This window comes from Streptomyces lothianensis (genome assembly GCF_047779955.1).
Taxonomy (GTDB): Bacteria; Actinomycetota; Actinomycetes; order Streptomycetales; family Streptomycetaceae; genus Streptomyces.
Genome location: NZ_JBLMKT010000027.1, coordinates 229,330 through 251,947, shown reverse-complemented (window position 1 = coordinate 251,947; position 22,618 = coordinate 229,330). Strand labels below are relative to the sequence as shown.

Here is a 22,618-nt window from a genome sequence, read left to right as displayed (position 1 = left end):
CAACGCCGCCACCATCCGCACCACCCGCCCCAAGGAGGACCCGCGCGTGCGTCCCACCCTCGCCGCCGACCAGGTACGGGCCAGCCTGAGCCAGTACCTCGCGACGACGTACGCGCTGGCCGACGAGTCCACCCGTCGCGCCCTCGAGGGCTTCCTCGGGGACGCCGAGGACGGCATCTTCCGCGGCCCCTACCTCCGGGTCCGCACGCCGTTCAGGACCGCCGAGGGGGACGGCTGGAAGCGGCACCTGGCCTGGCACCCGGACCTGACCCCGTACCGGCACCAGGAGCGCGCCTGGGAGCGGCTGTCCACCCTGCACGGACCGGCGGAGCCCACCCTCGTCACCACCGGAACCGGATCGGGCAAGACCGAGTCGTTCCTGGTGCCGGTCCTCGACCACTGCCTGCGCGAGCGCGAGGCCGGCCGCGACGGCGTCAAGGCGATCCTGCTCTACCCGATGAACGCCCTCGCCACCGACCAGGCCCAGCGGATCGGCGAGCGCCTGGCCGACCGCAAGGACACCCGGCTGCACGACGCGGGCGTGAGGGCCGCCCTCTACATCGGCGACAAGCCGTCCCAGGAGTTCAAGCAGGCCAACCCCGCGATCGCCGTCGACCGTGACGAGATCCGCCGCACCCGGCCGGACATCCTGATCACCAACTACAAGATGCTCGACCTGCTCCTCCAGCGGCCCGAGGACCAGCCGCTGTGGCAGGACTCCCCGCTCGCGTACGTCGTCCTCGACGAGTTCCACACCTACGACGGAGCCCAGGGCACCGACGTCGCCATGCTGCTGCGCCGCCTCGGATCGGTCACCGGCCTCGCCGAACCCGGTCGCCCCCTGGGACCGGTGTGCCCGGTCGCCACCTCCGCCACCCTCGGCGAGAGCGGCCCCGACGACAGCGGATCGGCGGCCGCCAGACGGGGCGAGGCCGGGCGGCCCGGCATGCTGGAGGTCGCCGAACAGGTCTTCGGCGTACCATTCCCGCCCGACGCGGTCGTCGGCGAGGACCGGCGGTCCGCCAGGGACTTCACCGGGGAGAGCGACTTCTCCCTGGAGTTCCCCTCACCCCAGGAGGTCGACGCCCTCGGGGACCCCACCCGCGACCCGGGCGCCATGGACGAGCTCGTCGCCGCCTTCACCGGCCTGAGCGGACCGACCCCCGAGGAACTCGGGGCCGTCCTGCGGCGCCACCGGCTCACCGCCGCCGTCCTGGAGATCCTCGACGGCACCCCCAAGACCCTCGCCGAGATCACCGAAGTACTGCCCCGATACGCCTACCACTGGGGCATGGCCGTACAGCAGCGGCCCGGCCTCGCCGCCCGGGCGCTGGCCCGCTACCTCGCCCTCCTGTCGTACGCCCGCGACCCCGAGCATCCCGGACGGCCCCTGCTGTCCATCGAGATCCACCACTGGGTGCGCTCGGTCTCCCGGGTGCTGCGCGGCATCAGCGCCGCACGCGCCGAGTTCCGCTGGGACGACGAGCGGGTGACCTCCGGTGGCGCGCTGGCCCGCGCGGCCCGTACGACCGACGCCCGGCCGTCGCCGTACGACGGGGAGGAGCCCGCCGAGCCGCGCGTCGGCGCCGCACCGCGCGTCGGCGCCGAGCCCGCCGCCGTTCCGGCCGACGACAGCGCGCCACCGCCCGCCCAGGTCTTCCTGCCCGCCGTCTTCTGCCGCGAATGCGGACGCTCCGGCTGGGCCGCGTACTCCCCGGAGGTCGACCCCGCCCACCTCGACCTGAACGCCACGAAGATCCGCCGGGCCTCCGTCGGCCGCGACAAGCGCCGGGTGCGCAACATGATCGCCGCCACCCCCCGGGAGGTCCACGAGGCCGCCTTCGCCGCGGGAGCGGACCGCCGCCGCGGCGGGCCCGCCGTCATGGTCCTGGAAGGCATGGGCGGACAGCTCCGGCCGCTGTCGCCCGAAACCGACTTCCTGCCACCCGCCGACGGCGAGGGCGCACGCCGGCCCGTACCCCTGCACAACGCCGCCTTCGTCCACGCCGACCTCGACGGCGACCGGGCGGCCGAACGCGACCAGTGCCCGGCGTGCCGCACCTTCAACTCCATCCGCTACCTCGGCACCGGGCTCGCCGCGCTCGCCGCCGCCGCGATCACCCAACTCTTCACCGGCGGCGAACTGGACCAGAACCTGGGGGAGGACAAGACCCTCCTGTTCAACGACTCCGTCCAGGACGCCGCCCACCGCGCCGGATACGTCGCCAGCCGCTCGTACACCTTCTCCCTGCGCAACCTGCTCGCCGGACGGATCAGCGAGGACGAGCCGGTCAGCCTGAACGACCTCGCCGCCGACCTCATCGCGGACGTCGTCGACAGCAAGGCGGTCCAGGCCGCCGTCATCCCGCCGGACCTCCACCTCGTCCGGGGGGTGGACACGCTGCTCTCCGGACGCAGCCGCGGCTCCCGCGCCACCTGGGAACTGATCGCGCAGCGCCTCGCGTTCGCCACCGTCATGGAGTTCGGCCTGCGCTCCCGGCAGGGCCGCACCCTGGAACTCACCCGCACCATCGCGGCCGACGTGCCCCTCGAAGACCCCGACGCCGTGGCGGACCTCGTCCACGAGCTCCTGCTCACCACGCCCGGCGAGATCGCGCTGCCCGACGGATCGGCGCCCGGACCCGACCGGTGCACCGGCTTCGTCCGGGGCCTGCTCGATCGGCTGCGGATCCGGGGCGCCGTCCGGCACGCCTGGCTGGACCCCTGGCTCGACCAGGCAGGGGTGCGCCGCTGGGCGATCTGGGGCGGACGCGAGACCGGCATGCCGGCCTTCCCGCGCGGGGTCTCCGCCCCCGCCTTCCTGCTCGGCACCCCCAAACAGGGCAGCGAGGACTTCGACGTCCTCACCGGCCGGCTCGGCTGGTACCAGGACTGGGCCGTGCGCTCGCTCGGACTGCGCCCCGACGCGGCCGGCGTCTTCCTGACCCGGCTGCTGCCCGCGCTCGCCGACACGGGCGTCGTCTCCGTACGCACCGCCCTCGACGGCGCCACCCGCGTCTACGGACTCCAGCCCGGCCACATCCAGGTCCGCGCCCTCGCCGACGACACCCTGCCCGACGCCACCGCGCACTGCCCCCGGTGCTTCTGGGAGCAGACCATCCACCCCGACCTGGCCGGCCAGTGGCACGGGCAGCCCTGCCCCCGCTACCGGTGCGGCGGCACCCTCGGCACCGGCCGCGACCTCGACAGCGGACTGCGGCAACGGGACTTCACGGACGACTTCTACCGCCGCATGTACCGCGAAGCCGACGTCTTCACCATCAACACCGCCGAGCACACCGGCACCCTCAGCCGCGCCAAGCGGGAGGCGGTGGAGAAGGCGTTCCGCGAGGGCACCCGCGTCCACTACGCCAATCCGCAGGTACTGTCCTGCACTCCCACCCTCGAACTCGGCATCGACATCGGCGACCTGTCGGCCGTCGTCCTCGCCTCCCTGCCGAAGGGACCGGCCAACTACATCCAGCGCGTCGGCCGCGCGGGGCGCTCCACCGGCAACGCCTACCTGCTCACCATGGTCGACCGCGGCCCACGCGACCGCTACTACCTCGAAGAGCCGCGGCTCATGATCGCCGGGGAGGTGCTGCCGCCCGGCTGCTACCTGTCCGCCGCCGAGATCCTGCGCCGCCAGTACCTGGCCCACCTCCTCGACCTCGCGGGCACCGGACGGCTGGAGACGCCCGAGGGAACGCCCCTGCGGCCCCTGCCCGAACGAGCCACCGACCTCTTCGGCGACTCGGCCTGGCAGGCCGAGTTCACCGAAGCGGCGCTGGCCGCCGGCGAACGGCTCGTGCACGCCTTCCTGGACCTGTTCCCGCCCTACGACGAGACGCGCGGCACCGGTGTCAGCCCCCAGGCCCGCGCGGCCCTCGTCACCTACGCGACCGACACCGGCGAGGACGGTCTCGGCGCCGCCCTCGACACGGCGCGCCGACGCTGGGAGGACCGGCGCGCCGAACTCCAGCGCCGGACCGAGGCCATCGACCGGGCCCACGGACTGCTCGTCGCCGGCGATCCCGAGCACGAACGGCAAGGACGCGAACTGCGGGCCGAACGCCGTGCCGTGGGCCGCGTCTCCAAGGAGATCAGCCGCACCACCGCCCACGGAGCCCTCGTCGACCTCGGTCTGTTGCCGAACTACAGCCTCATCGACACGAACACCGAGCTGGAGGCGACGCTCACCTGGACGGAGAAGTCCGCCGACGGCGAGTCCCGCACGCACCACAGCAAGACCCTGCGCCACAGCCGTCCCGCCCGCCTCGCCCTCTCCGAGTTCGCCCCCGGCAACCACTACTACGTCCAGGGGTACAAGCACCACGTCACCGGCCTCGACATCGGCAGCCCCGGACGCCCGACCTGGCTCTGGTGGCGCGTCTGCCCCGACTGCGGCCACGTCCGCACCCACCGCGCCGAACAGGACGCCTCCCGCTGTCCCCGCTGCCGGTCCGCGGCCATCGGAGACATCGGCTGCCTGCACAAGGTCCTCGTACCGCGCCGCGTCACCTCCCGCGACGAACGCGACGACGTCCGCGTACGCGACGACAGCGACGAGCGCGAACGACGGCACTACACCGTCGTCCCGGCCGTGGACATCGACGCGCACGACGTCGAACAGGCGTGGAAGCACGAACACGCCACCTTCGGCTGGGAGTTCACCCGCCAGGCGCAGATCCGGCACATCAACACCGGAGCCACCCGGGTGGACGGAGGCGCCGACACACCCTTCGCCGGACAGGAGGTCCGCCTCAACCCGTTCTGGGTCTGCGAGTCCTGCGGCTTCGCCGACCCGGACGGCGGCCCCGCCGCACACGACGCCACCGACACCAAGGCCCACGCCCGATACCACCGGCCCTGGTGCCCACGGCGGCGCGGCGGAGCCGAAGCCGCACGACGCGGAGAGCGGGTGCTGCTCGCCCACGAGCTGCGCACCGACGCCCTGCGCGTCCTCATCCCCGCCGTCACCGCGCACACCAAGGAACGGCTCGCCTCCTTCAAGGCACTGCTCCTCGCCGGAATCGCCCGCAGCTACGGCGGCGACCCCGACCACCTCGCGGTCGTCACCGACTCCATGCCCGAAGAGGGCGGCGAGAGCCCACTGCGCCGCCACTTCCTCGTCCTGTACGACACGCTGCCGGGCGGCACCGGATACCTGCACCGACTGGCCGGCCGCGACGGCCTGCGGGGCGTCCTCGACGACGCACGGCAGGTGATCGAGACCTGCGTGTGCGTGGGCCAGGGCCGCCCCGCCTGCCACCGTTGCCTGCTCAGGCACGTCACCGACGGCGAGTACGAGCTCGTCAGCCGCGAGCACGCCCTCGACATGCTCGGCGAGCTGTTCGGCCGTACGTCGGACCGCTGGAGCGTCGAACCGGTGGCCACCACCCGGGACATCACCCTCGTACACCAGGTGGAGAGCGAACTGGAGGCACTCTTCCGGCGCGGGCTGCTCGAATGGGCCGACCGTGTGGACGACGTCAGCGTCCGTACCGCGCTCACCGCCGACGGCACCAGGGACACCACCCTGCGCTTCACCGCATCCGACGGGACCGTACGCGGCTGGCAGATGGAGACCCAGACTCCGCTCGGCTTCACCCGGCCCGACGTGGTCTTCCGCAGCACCGACGACGACCGCAGGGTGGCCGTCTACCTCGACGGCTACCGCTACCACGCGAGCCCCGGTCACCTCACCGCCGAGGCCGACGCGACCAAGCGCACCCGGCTGCGCGCCGAGGGCTGGCAGGTCTTCCAGCTCACCTGGGACGACGTACAGACCTGGACGGGGCGCTCCGGGCCGCAGCCCGACCCCGTGTGGAAGCCGTACCCGAACACCGCGCAGAAGACCGCCATGGACGTCCACCGGCGCATGCACGCCGGTGACACCCGCGACCTCACCCGACTCGTATGGGCCAATCCCGTCGACACACTGATCGGATACCTCACCGACCCGCAACCGGACGCCTGGCGCCGCCGCGCGCAGAGCGCCCTCGCGGGCTTCGCCGCGGTGTCGGCGACCAGCAGGGCCCTGGCCGACGGCGCGGAGACCGGGCGCCGGATCAGTGAGGCGCTGCACGGTCGACGCCTGGCCAAGGGACAGGGCGCCGTCCAGGTCATGGCGACCCGGGACGCCTCCGGCTGCCCGCTCACCATCGCGCTCGACCTGCGCAAGGGGCAGAGCGGGGCGGCCTGGACCGCTCTGACCGTCCTCGACGACAGCCCCGACACGGTGGCGGCCGACGAGTCAGCCCATCGCAGGCGCTGGCAGGCGTGGCTCTACTGGAGCAACCTGCTCCAGTTCCTCGACGCGGGGGAGGGCGACGGGGTTCAGCTCACCACCGGCATGCTGCCGGGATTCGACCCGGACGAACTGGCGGTCACCGGGGGAGCCGGATGGCTCAGCTCCCAGCGGCGCGCGCAGGGGACCGCACCGGACGCACCCGAGCCGTCGGCGGAGGGGCAGGAGCCGGCAGCCGCCGCGCCCGGTGTGTCGTCCGCGCCAGGTGTGTCCGCTGCGCCGGGCGTGTCCGGCACGCCGGGCGTGTCCGCCGCGCCGGGCGTGTCCGGCGCGGCCACTGCGCCCGCCGGCCCCCCCGCGCCAGTCCGTGATCCCGCCTGGGACGAGGTCGTCGAATTCCTCGTCGACGATCCGGGGCTCGACACACTCGCCCGCGCGCTCGCCGACCTGGGTGTTCCCGCGCCCGAGGCCGGTTACGAGCTGGGGGCGGCCGCCTGGCCCGCCGAACTCGCCTGGCCCGACCGGCGCGTGGGCGTCGTCCTCGCCCACCGCCCGGACCCCGGGAGCAACCGGGACATCGACGCCGAACAACGGGACGCGGCCTACCGCGAGGCGGGCTGGCAGATCCGTACCGCGCCGGAATGGAACGCCGACGAACTCGCCACGCTGGTCCGCGGCCACGCGGACGGACACACGAACGACCACGGGGAGAACGAGCGATGACGGTCACCAGCACGCCACGGACGGGCGTGACCCTGCGCCTGCTCGACAAGGCGGACAAGGAGATCGTCAAGCTGGACCGCGCGGTCCTCGGGGCGTTCTACAAGTTCCAGCACGACTTCCGCCGCAATCCCGACGCCGGCGGATTCGACCTGAAGCCGCTGGAAGGTCACGACCGCCTCTGGTCGGCGCGCGTCAACCGGGAATGGCGGGCGCTGATGATCCGCCTCGGCGGTGACGACTGGCTGCTCGTCTCGGTCAAGCACCGCGGCCACGTCCACAAGAACCTGGACCGGTTCAACTACGGCATCAACCACATCACCGGCGCCATCGAGTACGTCGACCTCCAGGTTGTCGAGGAGAGCGTGCTGCGCCGCGGCCTCACACCGCGCACCGGTCCCGCTCCCTCTCCCGCACCCGCTTCGGTGCCGGCCCCCGCTCCGGAACCGGCGGGGCCGCCGCCGGAAGAGCCGCTCTTCGGCGCCTACACCGACAAGCAGCTCGCCGACCTCGGTGTCACCGAGCCGCTGATCCCGATCGTCCGGAAACTCACCACGGACGACGAACTGCTCGGCCTCGCCGAGTACGCGCCCCGCCACACCGGGGAGGTCCTCCTCCGGCTGCGCGACGGCGTCCCCTACGACGAGGTCATGGAACAGGTGACCGCGCCCGTCGCGGTGGCCGAGCCGGAACGCGGTCCCGACGCGGACGACTGGCAGGCGGCCGTCGACCGCTCCCAGACCGTGGTGATCACCGACGACGAGTCACTGCAGAGCATCCTGGAGGAGGGCGACTTCGGCCGCTGGAAGATCTTCCTCCACCCCACCCAGGAACGTCTGGTCAACCGGCGCTACTCGGGCCCCGCCCGGGTCGGCGGCGGGCCGGGAACGGGCAAGACCATCGTGGCTCTCCACCGCGTCTGCCACCTGGTGAGCCAACTCCCGCCCGGCCACACCAAGCCCGTACTCCTCACCACGTTCAACCGGAACCTCGCCGCCGATCTGAGGGCCCGACTGCTCTCCCTCGGCGGGCCCGACGTCCTGGCCCGCGTCGACATCGCCCATGTGGACCAGCTCGCCACCCGCATCGTCAGCGAAGCCGACCCGGGCAACGCGAAGCGGCGGATCGACGACACCACTGCTCTGCGCGAGTGGCGGGAACTCCTTGTGGAGACCGGGGAGAAGCGCTGGAACGCCGAGTTCCTCAGCGACGAGTGGAACCAGGTCATCCTCGGCCAGGCCGTGACCTCGCGCAGCGACTACTTCACCGCTCGCCGAGCGGGGCGGGGCCGCAGCGTCACCCGCGCCGAACGCGCCGGCATCTGGCAGCTGGCCGAGCGCTTCACCCAGCGGCTTGAGACGAAGGGCCTGGAGACCCACCGCCAGGTCGCCGAGCGGGCCGCACGGCTGGAGATGGCCCGCAAGGCCAGAATCGACCGCCGCGCGGAGGAACGCGACGAGCGGGGCGGCCTGCACAACCTCCACGTCGAGGCCGGCTCCGGCGCCTGGCTGCGCTACCGGTACCGGCACATCGTGGTCGACGAAGCGCAGGACCTCAGCGCCGCCCACTGGAAGATGCTGCGCGCGATGGTGCCCTCCGAGCCCGACGACATCTTCCTCGTCGGCGACACCCACCAGCGGATCTACGACAACCAGGTCACCCTCGGCAGCCTCGGAGTCCACATCCGCGGCAGGTCCTCCCGGCTGACCCTCAGCTACCGCACCACCCGGGAGATCCTCCGCGACGCCATCCGGGTCCTCGGTGACGCCGACTACGACGACCTCGACGGCGACACCGACACGCTCGCCGGCTACCGCTCGGTCCTCCACGGCACGCAGCCGTCGCTGCGCGGCGCACGGAGCTGGGACGAGGAGATGGACCTCGTCGTCGAGCAGTTGCTGGCCTGGCACGACGTGCCCCGGGAGGCCACGGCGATCTGCGTTCCGACCAACGACATGGTCACCCAGCTCGCCGACCGCCTCGCCCGCAGCGGCATCGCGCCCTCGGAGATCACCCAGGACGGACCGCGCGGAGACCAGGGCGTCCACATCGGCACCATGTACCGCTTCAAGGGACTGGAATACCGCTGCCTGATCATCGCCGGAGCGGCCGAGGGGCTCGTCCCCCGGGCCTCCGTCGACGCATGGCAGCACACGGACCCGAGCCGCCACCGGCGCGAACTGCACCGGGCGCGCTCACTGCTCTTCGTCGCGGCGACCCGGGCCCGTGACGCGCTCGCCATCACCTGGCACGGCGAGCCCAGCCGCTTCCTCGCACCCTTGCTCCCACCGAGGTGAGAACGACAGCCATCGAGTGGGGGGAGACCTCGGGCCTCGGGTCGCTGCCATTCGGGGGCAGGTCGGACAATGGAAGGACGAGAGCGGCGCCATACGGAGTCACCGCAGCCGCGTGAGCTGCCGTTCGCAGGGCCCTGACCAGGGGGTGAGGACGATGCGTAGCCGGTTCGAAACCGACCGGCAGCTGACCGCCCGCATGCTGGTCACGATGTTCCTGCTCGGGCTGCTGTACGTGGCGTTCGTCGCCGCGCTCGTCGTGCTGTTGAAGTCCGTACTCCTCGTGGTCGTCGTCGCCGGTGCGCTGCTGGCCGCGCAGTTCTGGTACTCGGACCGGATCGCCCTGTTCGCGATGCGTGGCCGCTTCGTCACGCCCGAGGAACAGCCGCAGTTGCACGGTGTGATCGACCGGCTGTGCGCCGCCGCCGACATGCCGAAGCCGCGGGTGGCCGTCTCCGGCCTGGACCTGCCGAACGCCTTCGCGACCGGCCGCGACGCGGACCACGCCGTCGTCTGCGTGACCACCGGGCTGCTGCGCCGTCTGGAGACCGAGGAACTGGAGGGTGTCCTCGCCCACGAGCTGTCGCACGTCGCCCACCGGGATGTCGCGGTGATCACCATCGCCTCGTTCCTCGGTGTGATCGCGGGGCTCATCGTCCGCTTCGCCTTCTACTCGCAGCTGTTCGGAGGCCGCGGCCGTGACCAGAACACGGCGGTGGTGATGATGGTCGTCATGGGGGTCTCCGCGCTCGTGTACGCAATCAGCTTCCTGCTCATCCGGGCGCTGTCGCGCTACCGCGAGCTGGCCGCCGACCGTGCGGCCGTGATGCTGACCGGCAGGCCGTCCGCGCTGGCCTCGGCGCTGACGAAGGTCAGTGGGGACATCGCCCGGATCCCCTCGGAGGATCTGCGGACGGCCCAGGCCTTCAACGCGTTCTTCTTCACCCCGGCCCTGAAGCCCGGCACGGCCCTGGCCGGCCTGTTCTCCACCCACCCCAGTCTTGAGCGTCGCCTGGAAGCGCTCGCGGAGATCTCCGCCGAACTGGGCGCACCGGGCGGCGAGGCGTCCTGAGAAGCACCGTGGAGACGGGGGAGAGGAGAGGGAGACAGGAAGAGGGAGAGAGAGGAAGAGGGAGAGAGAGGAAGAGGGAGAGAGGGGCTGGGGCCGTGGGTTTCTGGGACACCGTGTTCGGCCGGTCCAAGCCGGTCGGGCCCGATCTGAATCAGCTCTTCGGTCTGCCGTCGGCGGCGATCACCCTGCAGGCCTCCGTCGGCTTCACCCCGACCGGGGCGGGCTCGGTGTGCTTCGCGTCCATCGAGGGAGGCGCGTTCACCCAGGTGCAGGAGGAGGTCAGGGCCCTCCTCGACGCGGACTCCGAGCGGCGTGGGCTGCCCGTGGAGTTCAGCCGGGACGACTACGGCTACTCCTGGCTGCTCTCCCACCGCGCCCCGGGCACCGACGGCCTGCCCGCCCTTGTGGGCGATCTGCACGCGGTGAACGCCGCCCTGCAGGACAGCGGCTTCGGCCCGCAGCTGCTCTGCTCCCTTGTCGCCTTCCGGGACGCCGAGCAGCGCCGGCTCGCGCTGGTGTACCTCTACAAGCGCGGCACCTTCTACCCCTTCGCGCCGCAGCCCGGCCGTAAGCGTGACAACCCGCTGGAACTCCAGGTCAAGGCCGCGGTCGACGGAGAACTGCGGATCGAACAGGACCTGGGCCGCTGGTTCCCGCTGTGGGGAGCCCCTGGCCTGTGAGGGACGGTGGCTGCTCAAGCCGCCAGGACGAGCAGACTGCCCCTATTCAGCGGGGGGGGGGTGCCGTCAGAGCGCTCATTGTCAGAGTCCGGCCGCAGCTGGGGCGGAAGGTGCGGCGGTAGGTGCGGCGGAGGTTGCGGCGGGAGCGGCGGCGGAAGTTGCGGCGGACGAGGCACCGGAAGGTCGATCAGGTCACCTACCCCGGCGACTTGTTGCAGGGTGCGCGCCAGCGAGTGCAGCGCCTCGCGCGTCGCGCTCAACTGGCGGCGCAGCTCGTCGGCTTCCGGCCACGCCCGCTCGTAGGAGACGGGATCCTGATCTGCCGGGCGCACCGCCTCGTACGCCGTCAGTTTGGGGTGCCACACCGTCAGCAGCGGGCGCAGCACCTTGTTCAGGGTGACCATCGCCAGGACACCGAAGGTGAGTCGGCCGGGCCCGACCGGCGGCGCCACCGCAGGACCGTGCTCGTGCAGGATGCCCCGGGTGATGTCGTAGAGGGAGTGGAGCGAGGTCAGGGCCTCGCGCAGCAGTCCCTCGTCTCTCTCCAGCGGGACCACGGTCACCCGGGTGGCCAGTTGGAAGTACAGCTGCCAGGCGGCGGTTCGCTCGGCGTCCGCCGGTTCCCACAGGCCTGTCACCTCGCCGACGAACGGAATCGTCAGCTTCGCCGTCACCTGCGACGGCGCGCCGCGCCCGCGCCGCGGCGCCTCGCCGGACTGCGCCATGATCGCCTCCCCGGATCCCCACAGTAGGGTAGGGCACCGTGTGGGACGTCTTCCTCAGTTACAGCCGCAGAGACGCCGAGCGGGTGCGATCGCTGCACGAGGCGCTCACCGACGCGGGCCTCAAGGTGTTCACCGACGAGTCCGCTGTCGCGGGTTTCGCCGGCATCAGTGACACGATCCGGCGTGCACTCGCCGCCTCACGTGTCCTGCTCGCGTACTACTCCACCAGCTATCCGCAACGTCCCGCCTGCCAGTGGGAGTTGACTGCCGCCTTCCTCGCCGGCCTCGGCGAGGGCGACCCGCGCCGGCGCGTCCTGGTGGTGAACCCCGAGGCGGCCACCGGCCACATCCACCCGGTCGAACTCCGCGACACCCGCCATGGCCGCCCGGAAGAGCTCGCCTCCGAGGTCATCGCGCATCTGCGGCACGTGCCCGATCCGATGCCCCTGGAAGATGCGCCACCCCGGGTCCATGGCGCCATGCCGCTGCCTGCGGGGGAGTTCGCCGGGCGGCTGCCCGAACTCTGGCGGCTGCACAGTGCTCTGCATGCCCAGGACGCACCCCTGGTCACCGGCCGTGCGACCGCCCTCGCCGTTCAGCTGCGCGGCATGCCGGGCATCGGCAAGACCCGGCTCGCCCAGGAGTACGCGCAGCGCTTCGGTGCCGCGTTCCCGGGCGGTGTGTACTGGGCCGGGGCCGACGCGCCGCGTCCGCCGGACGGCGGCCTCGGCCCCTGCCTCTACGTCGTGGACGACGTGCCGTGCGCACTCCTGCCCCGCACCGTCGCCGGCCTCATCGCCCCGCATCCGGCCGTGCGCACCCTGCTCATCACCCGCAGCCGCTCGTACGAAGGACTCGGCGAGCACCTCGACCTCGAACCTCTGGAGGCCGAAGCCGCGGCCGTGCTCGTCGGGGATGCCGAACTGGCCCGGAGTGTCGACGGGCACCCCGGGGCGCTCGACCTGCTCGGACGCGCCGTTCGCACCGGGCAGGATCCCTCCCTGCTCCTGGCGAGGCTGTACGAACCGGGCCGCTCGCTCCTCGACGAGCTGGCCGGCGGCGCGATCACCGCCGACCATGTCCGCGAAGCACCGCCCGCCCCGGCGGAGATCCGCGATGTTCTGCGCTGCGCGAGTGCGCGCTACCCGCTGCCGGTCACCGAGGCCGACGTGGCTGCCGTGTTCATCGTCGCCGACCGGCTGCAGCCGGCCGTGGCACGGCGTCGCGCCGCGGCCGGCCTGGCCGAGCTGAGCGCCCGCGGCCTGCTTCGGCCCACCCCGGACGGCTACCGGCTGCACTGCGTCACCGATCACGCGTGGCGCCATCACGAGACGGACCCGGCCCGCGCGGAGAGGCTACGGCGTGCGGTCCTCTCCAGCCTGGGTGACGCCGGCACTACCCTGGTCGTGCCGGGAGTTGTCCCGGTCCCGGGAGCCCGCAGGGAGGTCGCGCCCATGACCGTGAGCGAAGCGGAGCGGATGGCCGCCTTCGACCTGCAGATCGAGCTGGTCAGCCGGGTCGGCGTACAGCAACTGCCCGTCGGGAGCGGCAGTCTGCGCGAGGCGCTGAGCTCCTTGCACAGCCTCTTCCCCTTCACCCGCGGCACCCTGCAGCGCTACAGCATCGGCCTCCGTCTCCCCGCGCCAGGCTCGGTGCCGGCGCTCGCCGACCGGCTGCTGAACGAGATCCTGAGGCCGTTCCTCAGCGAGTGGCACCCGCGCCTTCTCGCCTGGGAAGCGCGACGCGCACCGTCGACCGGCCCCGTCGACCATGAACGTGCCTGGGACCAGGCGCCCGCCTTGCGATCCGCCCTCGACGAGCTGCAGCGCCCCCTCCAGGACCTCACGAGCGAGCTCGCCGCCATCTCGGGCGGCGAGTTCGGGCTGCCGGCCGCGGGCTGAGCCCCGCGCCCGGGCGGGGAATCGACGGAGCGAACCGGCCCGACTGCTGCCGTCCGGGCCCGCCAACCGGGCGTGCGCGGCTCATCCGGCAGGAATGTCACCTGCGGGGCGCCCCTGCGCGGATGCGCGGCGAAAGGGCGTACCGGGCCGGGCCGTTCGGGGATGGGATGATGGCCCCTGACAGGGCGACGGCGGAACGAGGAAGCCGGTGGGATTCCGGCGCGGTCCCGCCACTGTGATCGGCGAGCGCGTCCCGACAGGCCACTGCCCGGCAGCGGGTGGGAAGGCCGGGACGGGCATCGACCCGTAAGCCAGGAGACTCACGCGGTCGCCTCCTCCACGGACACCGGGGCGGATCTCCCCGGAGAGAGGGACGGCGCCGCATGCCCGCAACGCCTGCCGGACGGACAACCGACGACACGAGGACCGGAGGGGCCGCCGACGGCCCGGTGCCGTGCCCCAGCGGCCCGGTACCCTGCCGCGTCGTCATATGCCGCGACTGCTGCTGCGGCAGCCCCAAGGTGACCGGAGTCGACCACGCCGCCCAGACCGCGCGGCTGCGCGCCGCGGTGCCGGTGCGCGTCTCCGACTGCCTTGACGTCTGCGACCAGGCCAACGTCATCGTCGTACAGCCCTCCGCCGAGGGCCGGGCGGCCGGAGCACGCCCCGTCTGGCTGGGGCTGGTCAACGACCCCGAAGCGACCGAGGACATTGTTGCCTGGGCACGCGCCGGTGGACCGGGTGTCGCGCCCCGGCCGGAGATTCTCGACCTGTACGCCTTCACCCCGCCGCGGCAACGGCGCCCGGCCCCCTGACCGTACGGACCGTGAGCCGGGGACCGGAGACCGGAGACCGGAGACCGGAGACCGGAGACGGGAGGCCGGAGACGGGAGACCGGAGAGAGGACTGGAAGCGTGTACCAAGCCCGTGCCTCGGCCGCGTCCGTTGCCGCCGCCCTGCAGGATGTGGCCGCCCTCGGCGGGTCCTTCGTGCTGCGGGTCGGCGGATCGGACGACGGCTGGCATCCCGTCGCCCGCTCCTACGCGGCGGGCTTCACCGACCTCGCCGCAGCGGTGGCGGTCCGCCACCGCACCCGGGAGCCGCGCGTCGACGTCTCCATCGCCCAGCTTGGCCACGCCGGAGGGACGCCGTCGCGGCCGGGCGACGGTGTCCCTCCGGCGTGGGCGGGGCCACGTGTGGGTTCGGGCGGGGCTGCCGCGCCTGTTCAGGCCTGCGGCGGCACCCGTCCCGGGCGCCCCGGGCCGCGCGTCAGCGCGTAACCGGCGACGCCCGCCAGTGCGGCGAGCAGGCCGCCCGCCGCGGTCCACACCCAGCGGTCGGACCACCAGCCTGATGACCAGCCGTCGTCTGGTTCGAGGCCGAAGAGCACCGCGGGGGACTCCTCGCCGTCCCCGTCCTCGCCCTCGCCGCCCGCGGCGATGCCCGGCACCAGGGGTTCGGCCAGTGAGCCGTCCACCGCCGCCGAGCCGCCGATGTCCTTGGAGTCGACCCGGATCTCGGCGTCGACGGGCAGGCCCCGGTCGCCCGTCGGCAGGCCGACGGCCGTGAGCCGGACGTAGTACGTGCCCGGCAGCGGGTCGTTGGCCCACGGCTGAGCCCAGCCGCGGACCGTGCGCAGGACGCAGGTCAGCTCCGCGGCAGGTGCACCCGCCGCTGCGGTGCGGGTCTGGGCGCCGTACTGGCAGGCCTGGCGGCGGCGCAGGCCGTCGTACACGTCGATCCGCCAGGTCTCGGCGGCGTGCGTCGCGGGCAGTTTCACCGTGGCCTTCACGGTGGGGCGCTGCCCGGTGTCCGCGGCGAACGACCAGTACAGGTAGTCACCGGCCGAGGCGTTGGCGGTGGCGGTCTGCCCCTGCTCGATCTCGGTGGCCGTACGGAACGAGGTGCCCGCCGAGGTCGGCGCATCGGACTCCGACGACGAACCGGCGGAGGGGGAGGGCGAATCGGCCGCCGCGGGGGCGGCGGCGAGCCCGAGGGTCAGCAGCAGGGCGGCGCTCAGCGCGCGAGTGATACGCATCAGTTGGTCCTCCAGACCGCGACCCGCCAGCGCGAGAGCCAGCCCCAGATGACACCGGTGAGGAAACCGGCCAGGACGAGTACGCCGAGCAGCCACCAGCCGCGCCCGAGGCCGAAGGAGGCCACGTCGGCGGGGCGGTCGGTGCCGTCGACGACATCGACGGTCAGTTCGAGGGGCAGGCCGGGCGTGGTCTTCACGCCCGAGGCCGCCGAGAAGGAGTGGGTGACCTGGAGGCAGACGGTCTCGGCGGCCGGCTTGTCGCCGTCGCCGTCCTCCTGTTCGGCCTTCGGGTACCGCAGGCCGGTGGAGATCACGTCCGTACGGCCGTGGTCCGCCGCCTCACCGCGCACGATCTCCCGGCCGTGCACCGTCACCGCCCGCAGCAGGGCCCCGTAGGTGGGGTCCACGGAGCGGTCGGCGGCGACGCTCACCGAGGCCCGCAGTTCCTGGCCCGGCAGGACGTCCACGCGGTACCAGCGCTGCTGTCCGAACTCCGCACGGTCGGTGTACAGGCCGGACTCCAGGGTCGGGGCCTTCGCGCAGCTGCCCGCGCCATCGGTGGCCACGGGCGTCACCACCGGGTCGGCGGCCCGGTCGACCAACTGGTTGACGCGGTCGGTCAGTTCGTCGGCGTGCTCGACGGAGGCGTATGTGCCGCCGGTCGCCTCGGCGATACAGCTGAGCTGCTGCCGCATCTTCGCGTTGGGCACCAGGCCGAGGGTGTCGATGGTCAGGCCGATGCCCTTGGCGGCGATCTCGCGGGCGACCTCGCACGGGTCGAGCGGGGCGCAGGTGTCCTCGCCGTCGCTGATCAGCACGATCCGCTTGGAACCGGTGCCGCCGTCGAGGTCGTCGGCCGCCTTCAGGAGGGCCGGGCCGATGGGCGTCCAGCCGGTGGGCACCAGGGTTGCCACCGCCGTCTTGGCCTCGGTGCGGTCCAGCGGGCCGACCGGGTAGAGCTGGGCGGTGTCCTTGCAGCCCTGTTTGCGGTCGTCGCCCGGGTAGTCGGCGCCGAGGGTGCGGATGCCCAGTTCCACCCCCTCGGGTGTCGCGTCGAGCACTTCGTTGAACGCCTGCTTCGCCGCGGCCATCCGGGAGCCGCCGTCGATGTCCCGCTCCCGCATCGAGCCGCTGACGTCGAGCAGGAGATTCACCTTCGGGGTGTCCTCGCCGGTGGGTTCACCGGCCACCGCCCCGGCCGGGAGGGCGAGCCCGGCTGTCAACGCGGCGAGCAGCGCACCGGCGCCTACCGCGAGCCGTTTTCTTGTGATCATCGGCGGATCCTATGGATCACCGGCGCTGTACTCCAAACGGGCCGTCAAAAACAGACGCTCGGGGGTGGTTTGGCGCAGCGCCCGGCGTGCCGCGCAAGCGGGCCGGAGGCTCGGAGTGGGAGCGGCGGATTGCGGGTTCGCCCCGGGTGGCCGGGCTGCACGTACGATGCCGCTTGGGTTTTCGTAGGAGGAGGCGGCCCGGATGAGGGGCTTCGGTGAGCTCGAGCAGGCGATCATGGACGTGGTGTGGGCCGCGGGTGAGCCCCGGACGGTACGCGAAGTGCTCGAGGAGCTGAACCGGGAGCGGTCGCAGGACCTCGCGTACAACACCGTGCAGACGGTGATGGACATCCTGCGCCGCAAGGGCTGGCTCTCCCGTGCCAAGGACGGGCGGGCCTTCCGCTACCGGGCCACCAAGAGCCGGGAGGAGTACGCGGCCTCGCTGATCGACCAGGTCTGGGCGACCGGCGCGGACCGCACCGCCACCCTCGTACGCCTCTTCGACGAGCTCGACGACGGGGAAGTCGCCGAACTGCGGGCCGCGCTTGCCGCGCGTCGCGCGGAGGGCGAGCGGCCGTGAGGGCAGCGGTGCTGCTGCTCGGCTACGCGGCGGTGCTCGGGGTGCTCGGACCGGTGCTGCTGGCGCGGGCGGGCTGGACGGCGCGGGCGCCGCGGCTGGGTATCTGGGCCTGGCAGGCGCTGTCCGCCACGGTCGTCGTGTCCGTCGTACTGGCCGGGCTCGCCCTCGCGGTGCCGACCGTGCCGGTGAGCGGCAACCTCGCCGAGATGCTGCACGCGTGCGTCACGGCGCTGCAGTACCAGTACGCGGTCCCGGGCGGCGCGGCCGCCGCGGCCTTCGGCGCGGCGCTCGCGACGGCGGTCGTGGGCCGGGCCGGCTGGTGTCTCGCGGGCGCGCTGTGGCGGGCCCGCCGGGAGCGCGGGCGGCATGCCGCGATGCTGGGGATGGTGGGCCGCGACCGGCCCGATCTCGGGGTCACCGTCCTCGACGACGACCGGCCCGCCGCGTACTGCCTGCCCGGTCACGGTCACCGGATCGTGCTCACCTCGGCGGCGCTTGCCGCGTTGCGGCCGCGCGAACTGCAGGCGGTGATCGCGCACGAACGCGCCCACATCCGCCAGCGCCACCACCTGGTCCTGGCCCACGCGGAGGCGCTGGAGGCGGCCTTCCCCGGGCTGCCCCTGTTCCGCAGGGCCGCGGAGGAGACCCGGCGTCTCGTGGAACTCGCCGCCGACGACGCGGCCACGGCCCGCACGGACACCCTGACCCTGGCCGGGGCGCTGGTGGAGCTCGCCGGGGCGGGCACCCCCACGGCCTCGCTGGCGGCGTCCGGCGGGCAGGTCGCGGTCCGCGTGCGCCGGCTGCTCGCCCCGCAGCGGCCGCTGCGGCGCGCGGTCGCCTGGGGTGGGGTGCTGGCGTCGGGGGCGCTGCTCGCGCTGCCGTTCGTGCTGGTGGCCCAGCCCGCGGTCGCGGCGGCCGGTATGACCACCTGCCCGCTGCCGGACGCGCCCGTCACCGCTTGGCCGTGACCGCGGGACCCACCAGTCGGCAGCCCTGACCGTGCGCCGGTCCCAGGGTCTTTCTCACGCCGATCGGCGGTGTCACGCCGTAACTCCTATCCACCTTAGGGCCTAAGTTGCATAGGAGTTAGAGTGCCTGTCGACCCACCCCGGGTCGGTGGAGCGCGTTGCGTCCGCACGGTGCCGCCGTCCCCGGGACCGTACGCCCGAAAGGCCCTCGCCCGTGTCCGTCGACATCAGCCAGGTGGTCGGTTCCGGCTCGCTGCTCCTGGCCGCCCCGATCGCCGTGGCCGCAGGGGTGATCACCGTCGCCTCGCCCTGCTGTCTGCCCCTGGTCCCGGGCTACCTCTCGTACACGACGGGCATGACCGCCGCCGACGCCCACGAGGCGCAGAACACGCCCGGCGACAAGGGCCGCTCGCGGGCCCTGCTCGGCACCGCGCTGTTCATCCTCGGCTTCGCCGCCGTCTTCACCGCCTACGGCGCGCTCTTCGGCTCGCTCAGCACCGTGCTCCTTGCTCACCAGGAGACGGTCATCCGGGTGCTCGGGGTGCTCACCATCGTGCTCGGGCTGATGTTCATGGGCGTCCTGGAACGGGTTCCGCTGCTCTCGCGCACCTTCAAGCCGCGCTTCACGCCGCGCGCCGGTCTGGCCGGTGCGCCGGTGCTCGGTGTGATGTTCGGCGTCGGCTGGACGCCCTGCATCGGACCCACGCTGGCCGCCGTGCTCTCGCTGTCGATGACCACCGGCTCGGCGGGCCGCGGCGCCTTCCTCGCCTTCCTGTACGCCGTCGGCGTCGGCGCACCCTTCCTGCTCTTCACCTTCGCCCTCGGCAAGTCCCTCAAGGCCTTCGCCTTCGCCCGCCGCCACACGCGCACGGTGCTGCGGCTCGGCGGCGCCCTGCTCGTCGCCGTCGGGCTCGCCCAGGTCTCCGGGCTGTGGAGCCTGCTGATCTACGAGATGCAGACCTGGGTCGGCGGGTACGAGCTGCCGTTGTGACCGTGGCCGCGACCTGGCCGCGACCGCAACGGTGACCTGGCCGCAACCGCGACCGCAACGGTGACCGCGACCGCGGCCCCTCGCCACCGGCCTGTCAGCACACGGCCGCCGCCACCTCGTCCACCTGCTGGAAGCCGGTGCGCAGCAGGAAGGTGTTGAGGCGGCCGTAGGACTTGCTGCCGAGGATGTAGAAGTTCGGTTCCGGGGTGCGGAGCAGCTCGATGCCGGTGGCCGGCTGGGCGAGGCAGTCGCCGCCCGAGGAGGCGAGCAGCGCCGCCGAGAGGTTCATCGGCGCCCCGGTCGCGTAGCACTCGTGGACCTGGAGCTGGCGGTACAGCGTGTGGTCGCCGGTGTAGCCGGTCAGGGCGATGATGTGGTCGCAACGGATCTCGTGGGGTCCGTCGGGTGTGCCGAGGCGGACTGCGATCCGCTCGCCTTCCGGGCGGAGGGACCGCACGCGGGTCCCCGTGCGGACCGTGACCCGCCCTTCGGAGCCGAGGCGGCGCAGGGACTCGGAGTCCTCGGCCAGTTGCCTGCGGCCGGGGAGGGTGTCGTCGGGGACGGCACCCCAGTCGGGTTCCGGGGCGCGTACAACCCACTCCAGCCGGGTGCCGGGCAGGGCGGCGAGACCGCGGGCCGCCGTCTGGGCGGACTTGCCCGCGCCGACCAGCAGCACGGTGCCCGCCCAGCGTGCCGGGTCGTCGAGGGGCGGCAAGGTGCGCGTGATGCGGTGGCCGAGGGCGCGTTCGCCGGGCGCGGGGATGCCGCCGTCGCCGAGGGTGTTGGGGTGGGCGTAGGTGCCCGTGCAGTCCAGGACCAGGTCCGCCTCCGCGCTCTCCTCGCCGTCCGCTGTGTCGAGGAGCAGGGTGAAGGGGGCGCGGGCCCGGGCGTCGGTGCCGATGTGCTCGTGCTTGAGCAGGCCCGCGCGGGCGACGGCGGCGACCCGGGTTCCGTAGCGGACCCTCCCGGCCAGGGCGGGGAGTTCGGCCAGCGGCTGCAGGAGGCGGTGGGCGAGTTCGGCTCCGGTGGGGCACTCGGTGCCGTCGGGTGCGTCGGGCAGATGCCTGCGCATCCGAGGGGAGACGTCGAGGTCCCAGGGCGTGAACAGCCGCACGTGCCCCCACGCCCGTACGTGAGCGGCGGCGGAGTTCCCCGCTTCGTACACGGTGAACGGCCGCCCTCGTTCGGCGCAGGCGAGCGCCGCGTCCAGGCCGACCGGGCCCGCGCCGAGGATCGCGACGTGTGCCGGCTGGTGCATCGTGAACTCCCTTGTGTGGGTGCGGGGTGCGGGGTGCGGGACGTCGGGTGCCGGGGTGCGGGGTGGGGGCTCGGTCGGCTGCTGCTGTACGGAGGTGTGGCGGCCGGGCGGACCCGCGTACGGGCGTGGGGGCGGTCAGACCGCGCACCGGACGGGGCGCGGCAGGCTGCCGTCGGCGAGGCGGGCCGTGAAGAACCGCTCCGTGACGAGCCGCTTGCCCGCTTCCAGGGGCGTGCCCGCGGCGGCGAGGTGCAGATCGGGGCTGGTCGTGCGGTCGGCACCGGCGGGGTGCCAGTGCAGGCCGTCGGCGCTGACGGTGAGTTCGGGGACGGAGGAGTCCTCGCCGATCTCGGTCCCGGTCTCGGCGAAGCCGCGCCGGAGCAGCGGCCGTACGGCGAAATTGTTTTCGGGCAGGCCGAGTTCGCGCAGGAGTGCCGCGGTCGCGGGAATCTCGCAGGTATTCTCCGGGGTCTCGGTGAGTGCCACGCGCGGGGGCAGGCCGAGGCCGGTCAGCAGGCGGATGCCGTCCAGGGTGCGCTCGAAGGAACCGGCGCCGCGGTGCAGATCGTGGGTGGCGGCGGTGGCGCCGTCGAGGGAGGTCTGGACGGTGAGCTTGCGTCCGACGAGGTGTGCGAGGCCGGCGGCGCGGCGCCCGCGCAGCAGCATGGCGTTGGTCATCACGACGGTGGGCAGCCGGGCGGAGGCGTGGTCGAGGAGGGCGGTGATCTCGGGGTGGAGGAAGGGCTCGCCGCCGGTGACGTACAGCTCGGTGAAGCCCGCGGCGACGGCCTCGTCGACCAGGGTGCGGAAGGTGTCGGCGGGGAGGGTGCGCGGGGTGGCTCTGGGGGAGGAGGCGACGGCGCAGTAATCGCAGGCAAGGTTGCAGTGGAAGTTGGTGTAGAGCCAGAGCCTGGACGGGAAGTACGGGCTGCCGAACAGCGGCACCACCGGCCGGTCGCCCGCCACACCCTCCACACCGGGCTCCGTGCCGACGGGCGTGAACGTGGTCGGAAGCGTGGACCGGTAGAGGTGGAAGCGCCCTCGGGAGCGTTCGGCCGGCGGCAGGATCTCCAGGCAGGTGGTCCACCAGCCGGTCTCGATCGTCTCGACGAAGACCTCGGGCAGTCCCGCGGCACGCATGGAGGCGGCCTGCGCCTGCCAGTCGTAGCCGAGCGGTACGAGTTCGGCGCTCGCCCGGCCGTCGTCGAGGTCCAGGATGGCGTACCAGACCTCCCTGCGCCCGTCGTTGGCCGGCTTGCCGAGCACACCGACGTTGACGACGAGGCTGCCGTCCACGTCCATCTGCCAGGGCAGCCCGCTGTGGGTGCACAGGATGACGTCGGCGCCGGAGGCCGCCACCCGTGCCTGGTGCTGTGCGTACGGCAGTGACTCCCACCAGAAGTCGTTCAGCGCGAGCGTCGAACCGTGCACCATGTGCACCTCGGTGCCGGCGATCGTCCCGCGGCGCTCGGTGGGCAGATCGCCCATCCATGCCGCGAAGTCCCGGCCGGTGGTGGCCAGGGTGTGGTCGTAGACGGTCTGGGCGTACTCGTTGTCCCTCGGATCGCGGTAGCCGCAGCCGCAGTCGGTGTCGCCGCGGGCGATCGCCACGTCGTAGTTGCCGGCGACGCAGGTGATGCCATGGTCGGTCAGGATCGGCCACAGCGCGTCCACGTCGGCACCGAAGCCGCCCAGGTCACCCAGGCAGTAGAGCTTCTCGGCGCCGCGGGCGCGGGCGTCCTCGGCGAAGGCGGCGAGGGCGTACGGGTTGCCGTAGGGCCCTCCGCATACTGCGATCCGCATGAGCTGGCACTCCAAAGTCGTACGGGACATGGGCCGGTCGGAAATGGGCCGGTCGGAAATGGGC

Annotated in this window: 15 protein-coding genes and 1 riboswitch; of the genes, 10 read left to right on the top strand and 5 right to left on the bottom strand. The window is 73.0% G+C overall.

Translation table 11 applies throughout. From position 1 onward, the window contains the following. Positions 1 to 46: 46 nt before the first annotated feature. The 4 genes from ACLF6P_RS08000 to pspAB all read left to right on the top strand — a co-directional run bounded on the left by ACLF6P_RS08000 (position 47) and on the right by pspAB (position 11,016). Positions 47 to 6,973, top strand: coding sequence for a DEAD/DEAH box helicase (locus ACLF6P_RS08000; protein ID WP_415949141.1), 6,927 nt, complete (start codon positions 47 to 49; stop codon positions 6,971 to 6,973). Beyond that, positions 6,970 to 9,267 carry a UvrD-helicase domain-containing protein gene (locus ACLF6P_RS07995; RefSeq protein WP_415949140.1) on the top strand — a complete coding sequence of 766 codons (2,298 nt, stop codon included), beginning with the start codon at positions 6,970 to 6,972 and terminating at the stop codon, positions 9,265 to 9,267. The genes ACLF6P_RS08000 and ACLF6P_RS07995 overlap by 4 nt, the downstream gene beginning before the upstream one ends. Before the next feature lie 154 nt (positions 9,268 to 9,421). After that, positions 9,422 to 10,336, top strand: coding sequence for a zinc metalloprotease HtpX (gene htpX / locus ACLF6P_RS07990; protein WP_415949139.1), 915 nt, complete (start codon positions 9,422 to 9,424; stop codon positions 10,334 to 10,336). A gap of 95 nt (positions 10,337 to 10,431) precedes the next feature. After that, positions 10,432 to 11,016, top strand: coding sequence for a PspA-associated protein PspAB (pspAB, locus tag ACLF6P_RS07985; protein WP_415949138.1), 585 nt, complete (start codon positions 10,432 to 10,434; stop codon positions 11,014 to 11,016). Between the two features lie 14 nt (positions 11,017 to 11,030). Here the strand turns inward: pspAB and ACLF6P_RS07980 are convergent, their stop codons facing one another. Then, positions 11,031 to 11,741, bottom strand: a complete 711-nt coding sequence (locus ACLF6P_RS07980; protein ID WP_415949137.1) for a hypothetical protein — start codon at positions 11,739 to 11,741, stop codon at positions 11,031 to 11,033. Positions 11,742 to 11,779: 38 nt separating this feature from the next. Between ACLF6P_RS07980 and ACLF6P_RS07975 the strand changes: the two genes are divergently transcribed. From ACLF6P_RS07975 to ACLF6P_RS07965, 3 genes are all read left to right on the top strand, one after another. Then, on the top strand, positions 11,780 to 13,642 hold the full coding sequence (locus ACLF6P_RS07975) for a TIR domain-containing protein (RefSeq protein WP_415949136.1): 1,863 nt from the start codon (positions 11,780 to 11,782) through the stop codon (positions 13,640 to 13,642). Between the two features lie 153 nt (positions 13,643 to 13,795). Continuing rightward, positions 13,796 to 13,984: riboswitch (cobalamin riboswitch) on the top strand. A gap of 41 nt (positions 13,985 to 14,025) precedes the next feature. Then, a complete protein-coding gene (locus ACLF6P_RS07970; RefSeq protein WP_415949135.1) occupies positions 14,026 to 14,457 on the top strand; it encodes a (2Fe-2S) ferredoxin domain-containing protein in 432 nt (143 codons plus the stop codon). Positions 14,458 to 14,556: 99 nt separating this feature from the next. Further along, on the top strand, positions 14,557 to 14,922 hold the full coding sequence (locus ACLF6P_RS07965; RefSeq protein ID WP_415949134.1) for a hypothetical protein: 366 nt from the start codon (positions 14,557 to 14,559) through the stop codon (positions 14,920 to 14,922). Here the strand turns inward: ACLF6P_RS07965 and ACLF6P_RS07960 are convergent. Together ACLF6P_RS07960 and ACLF6P_RS07955 are read right to left on the bottom strand one after the other, a co-directional pair. Further along, positions 14,868 to 15,680: a hypothetical protein gene (locus ACLF6P_RS07960; RefSeq protein ID WP_415949133.1), complete on the bottom strand. Its 813-nt coding sequence runs from the start codon at positions 15,678 to 15,680 to the stop codon at positions 14,868 to 14,870. The genes ACLF6P_RS07965 and ACLF6P_RS07960 overlap by 55 nt on opposite strands. Continuing rightward, positions 15,680 to 16,954 carry a VWA domain-containing protein gene (locus ACLF6P_RS07955; RefSeq protein WP_415949132.1) on the bottom strand — a complete coding sequence of 425 codons (1,275 nt, stop codon included), beginning with the start codon at positions 16,952 to 16,954 and terminating at the stop codon, positions 15,680 to 15,682. Before ACLF6P_RS07955 ends, ACLF6P_RS07960 begins: the two co-directional genes overlap by 1 nt. A gap of 202 nt (positions 16,955 to 17,156) precedes the next feature. Between ACLF6P_RS07955 and ACLF6P_RS07950 the strand changes: the two genes are divergently transcribed. The 3 genes from ACLF6P_RS07950 (at position 17,157) to ACLF6P_RS07940 (ending at position 19,493) form a co-directional block, all read left to right on the top strand. Then, complete coding sequence (locus ACLF6P_RS07950) at positions 17,157 to 17,534, top strand: BlaI/MecI/CopY family transcriptional regulator (RefSeq protein WP_415949131.1); 378 nt, start codon at positions 17,157 to 17,159, stop codon at positions 17,532 to 17,534. Continuing rightward, positions 17,531 to 18,502, top strand: a complete 972-nt coding sequence (locus ACLF6P_RS07945; protein ID WP_415949130.1) for a M56 family metallopeptidase — start codon at positions 17,531 to 17,533, stop codon at positions 18,500 to 18,502. The genes ACLF6P_RS07950 and ACLF6P_RS07945 overlap by 4 nt, the downstream gene beginning before the upstream one ends. Before the next feature lie 214 nt (positions 18,503 to 18,716). After that, complete coding sequence (locus tag ACLF6P_RS07940) at positions 18,717 to 19,493, top strand: cytochrome c biogenesis CcdA family protein (RefSeq protein ID WP_415949129.1); 777 nt, start codon at positions 18,717 to 18,719, stop codon at positions 19,491 to 19,493. A 94-nt stretch (positions 19,494 to 19,587) separates the two neighbouring features. Here ACLF6P_RS07940 and ACLF6P_RS07935 read toward each other — a convergent pair whose 3' ends face one another. Both ACLF6P_RS07935 and ACLF6P_RS07930 read right to left on the bottom strand, forming a co-directional pair. Next, positions 19,588 to 20,751, bottom strand: coding sequence for an NAD(P)-binding domain-containing protein (locus ACLF6P_RS07935; RefSeq protein ID WP_415949128.1), 1,164 nt, complete (start codon positions 20,749 to 20,751; stop codon positions 19,588 to 19,590). A 135-nt stretch (positions 20,752 to 20,886) separates the two neighbouring features. After that, positions 20,887 to 22,554 carry a radical SAM protein gene (locus ACLF6P_RS07930; RefSeq protein WP_415949127.1) on the bottom strand — a complete coding sequence of 556 codons (1,668 nt, stop codon included), beginning with the start codon at positions 22,552 to 22,554 and terminating at the stop codon, positions 20,887 to 20,889. Positions 22,555 to 22,618 lie beyond the last annotated feature (64 nt).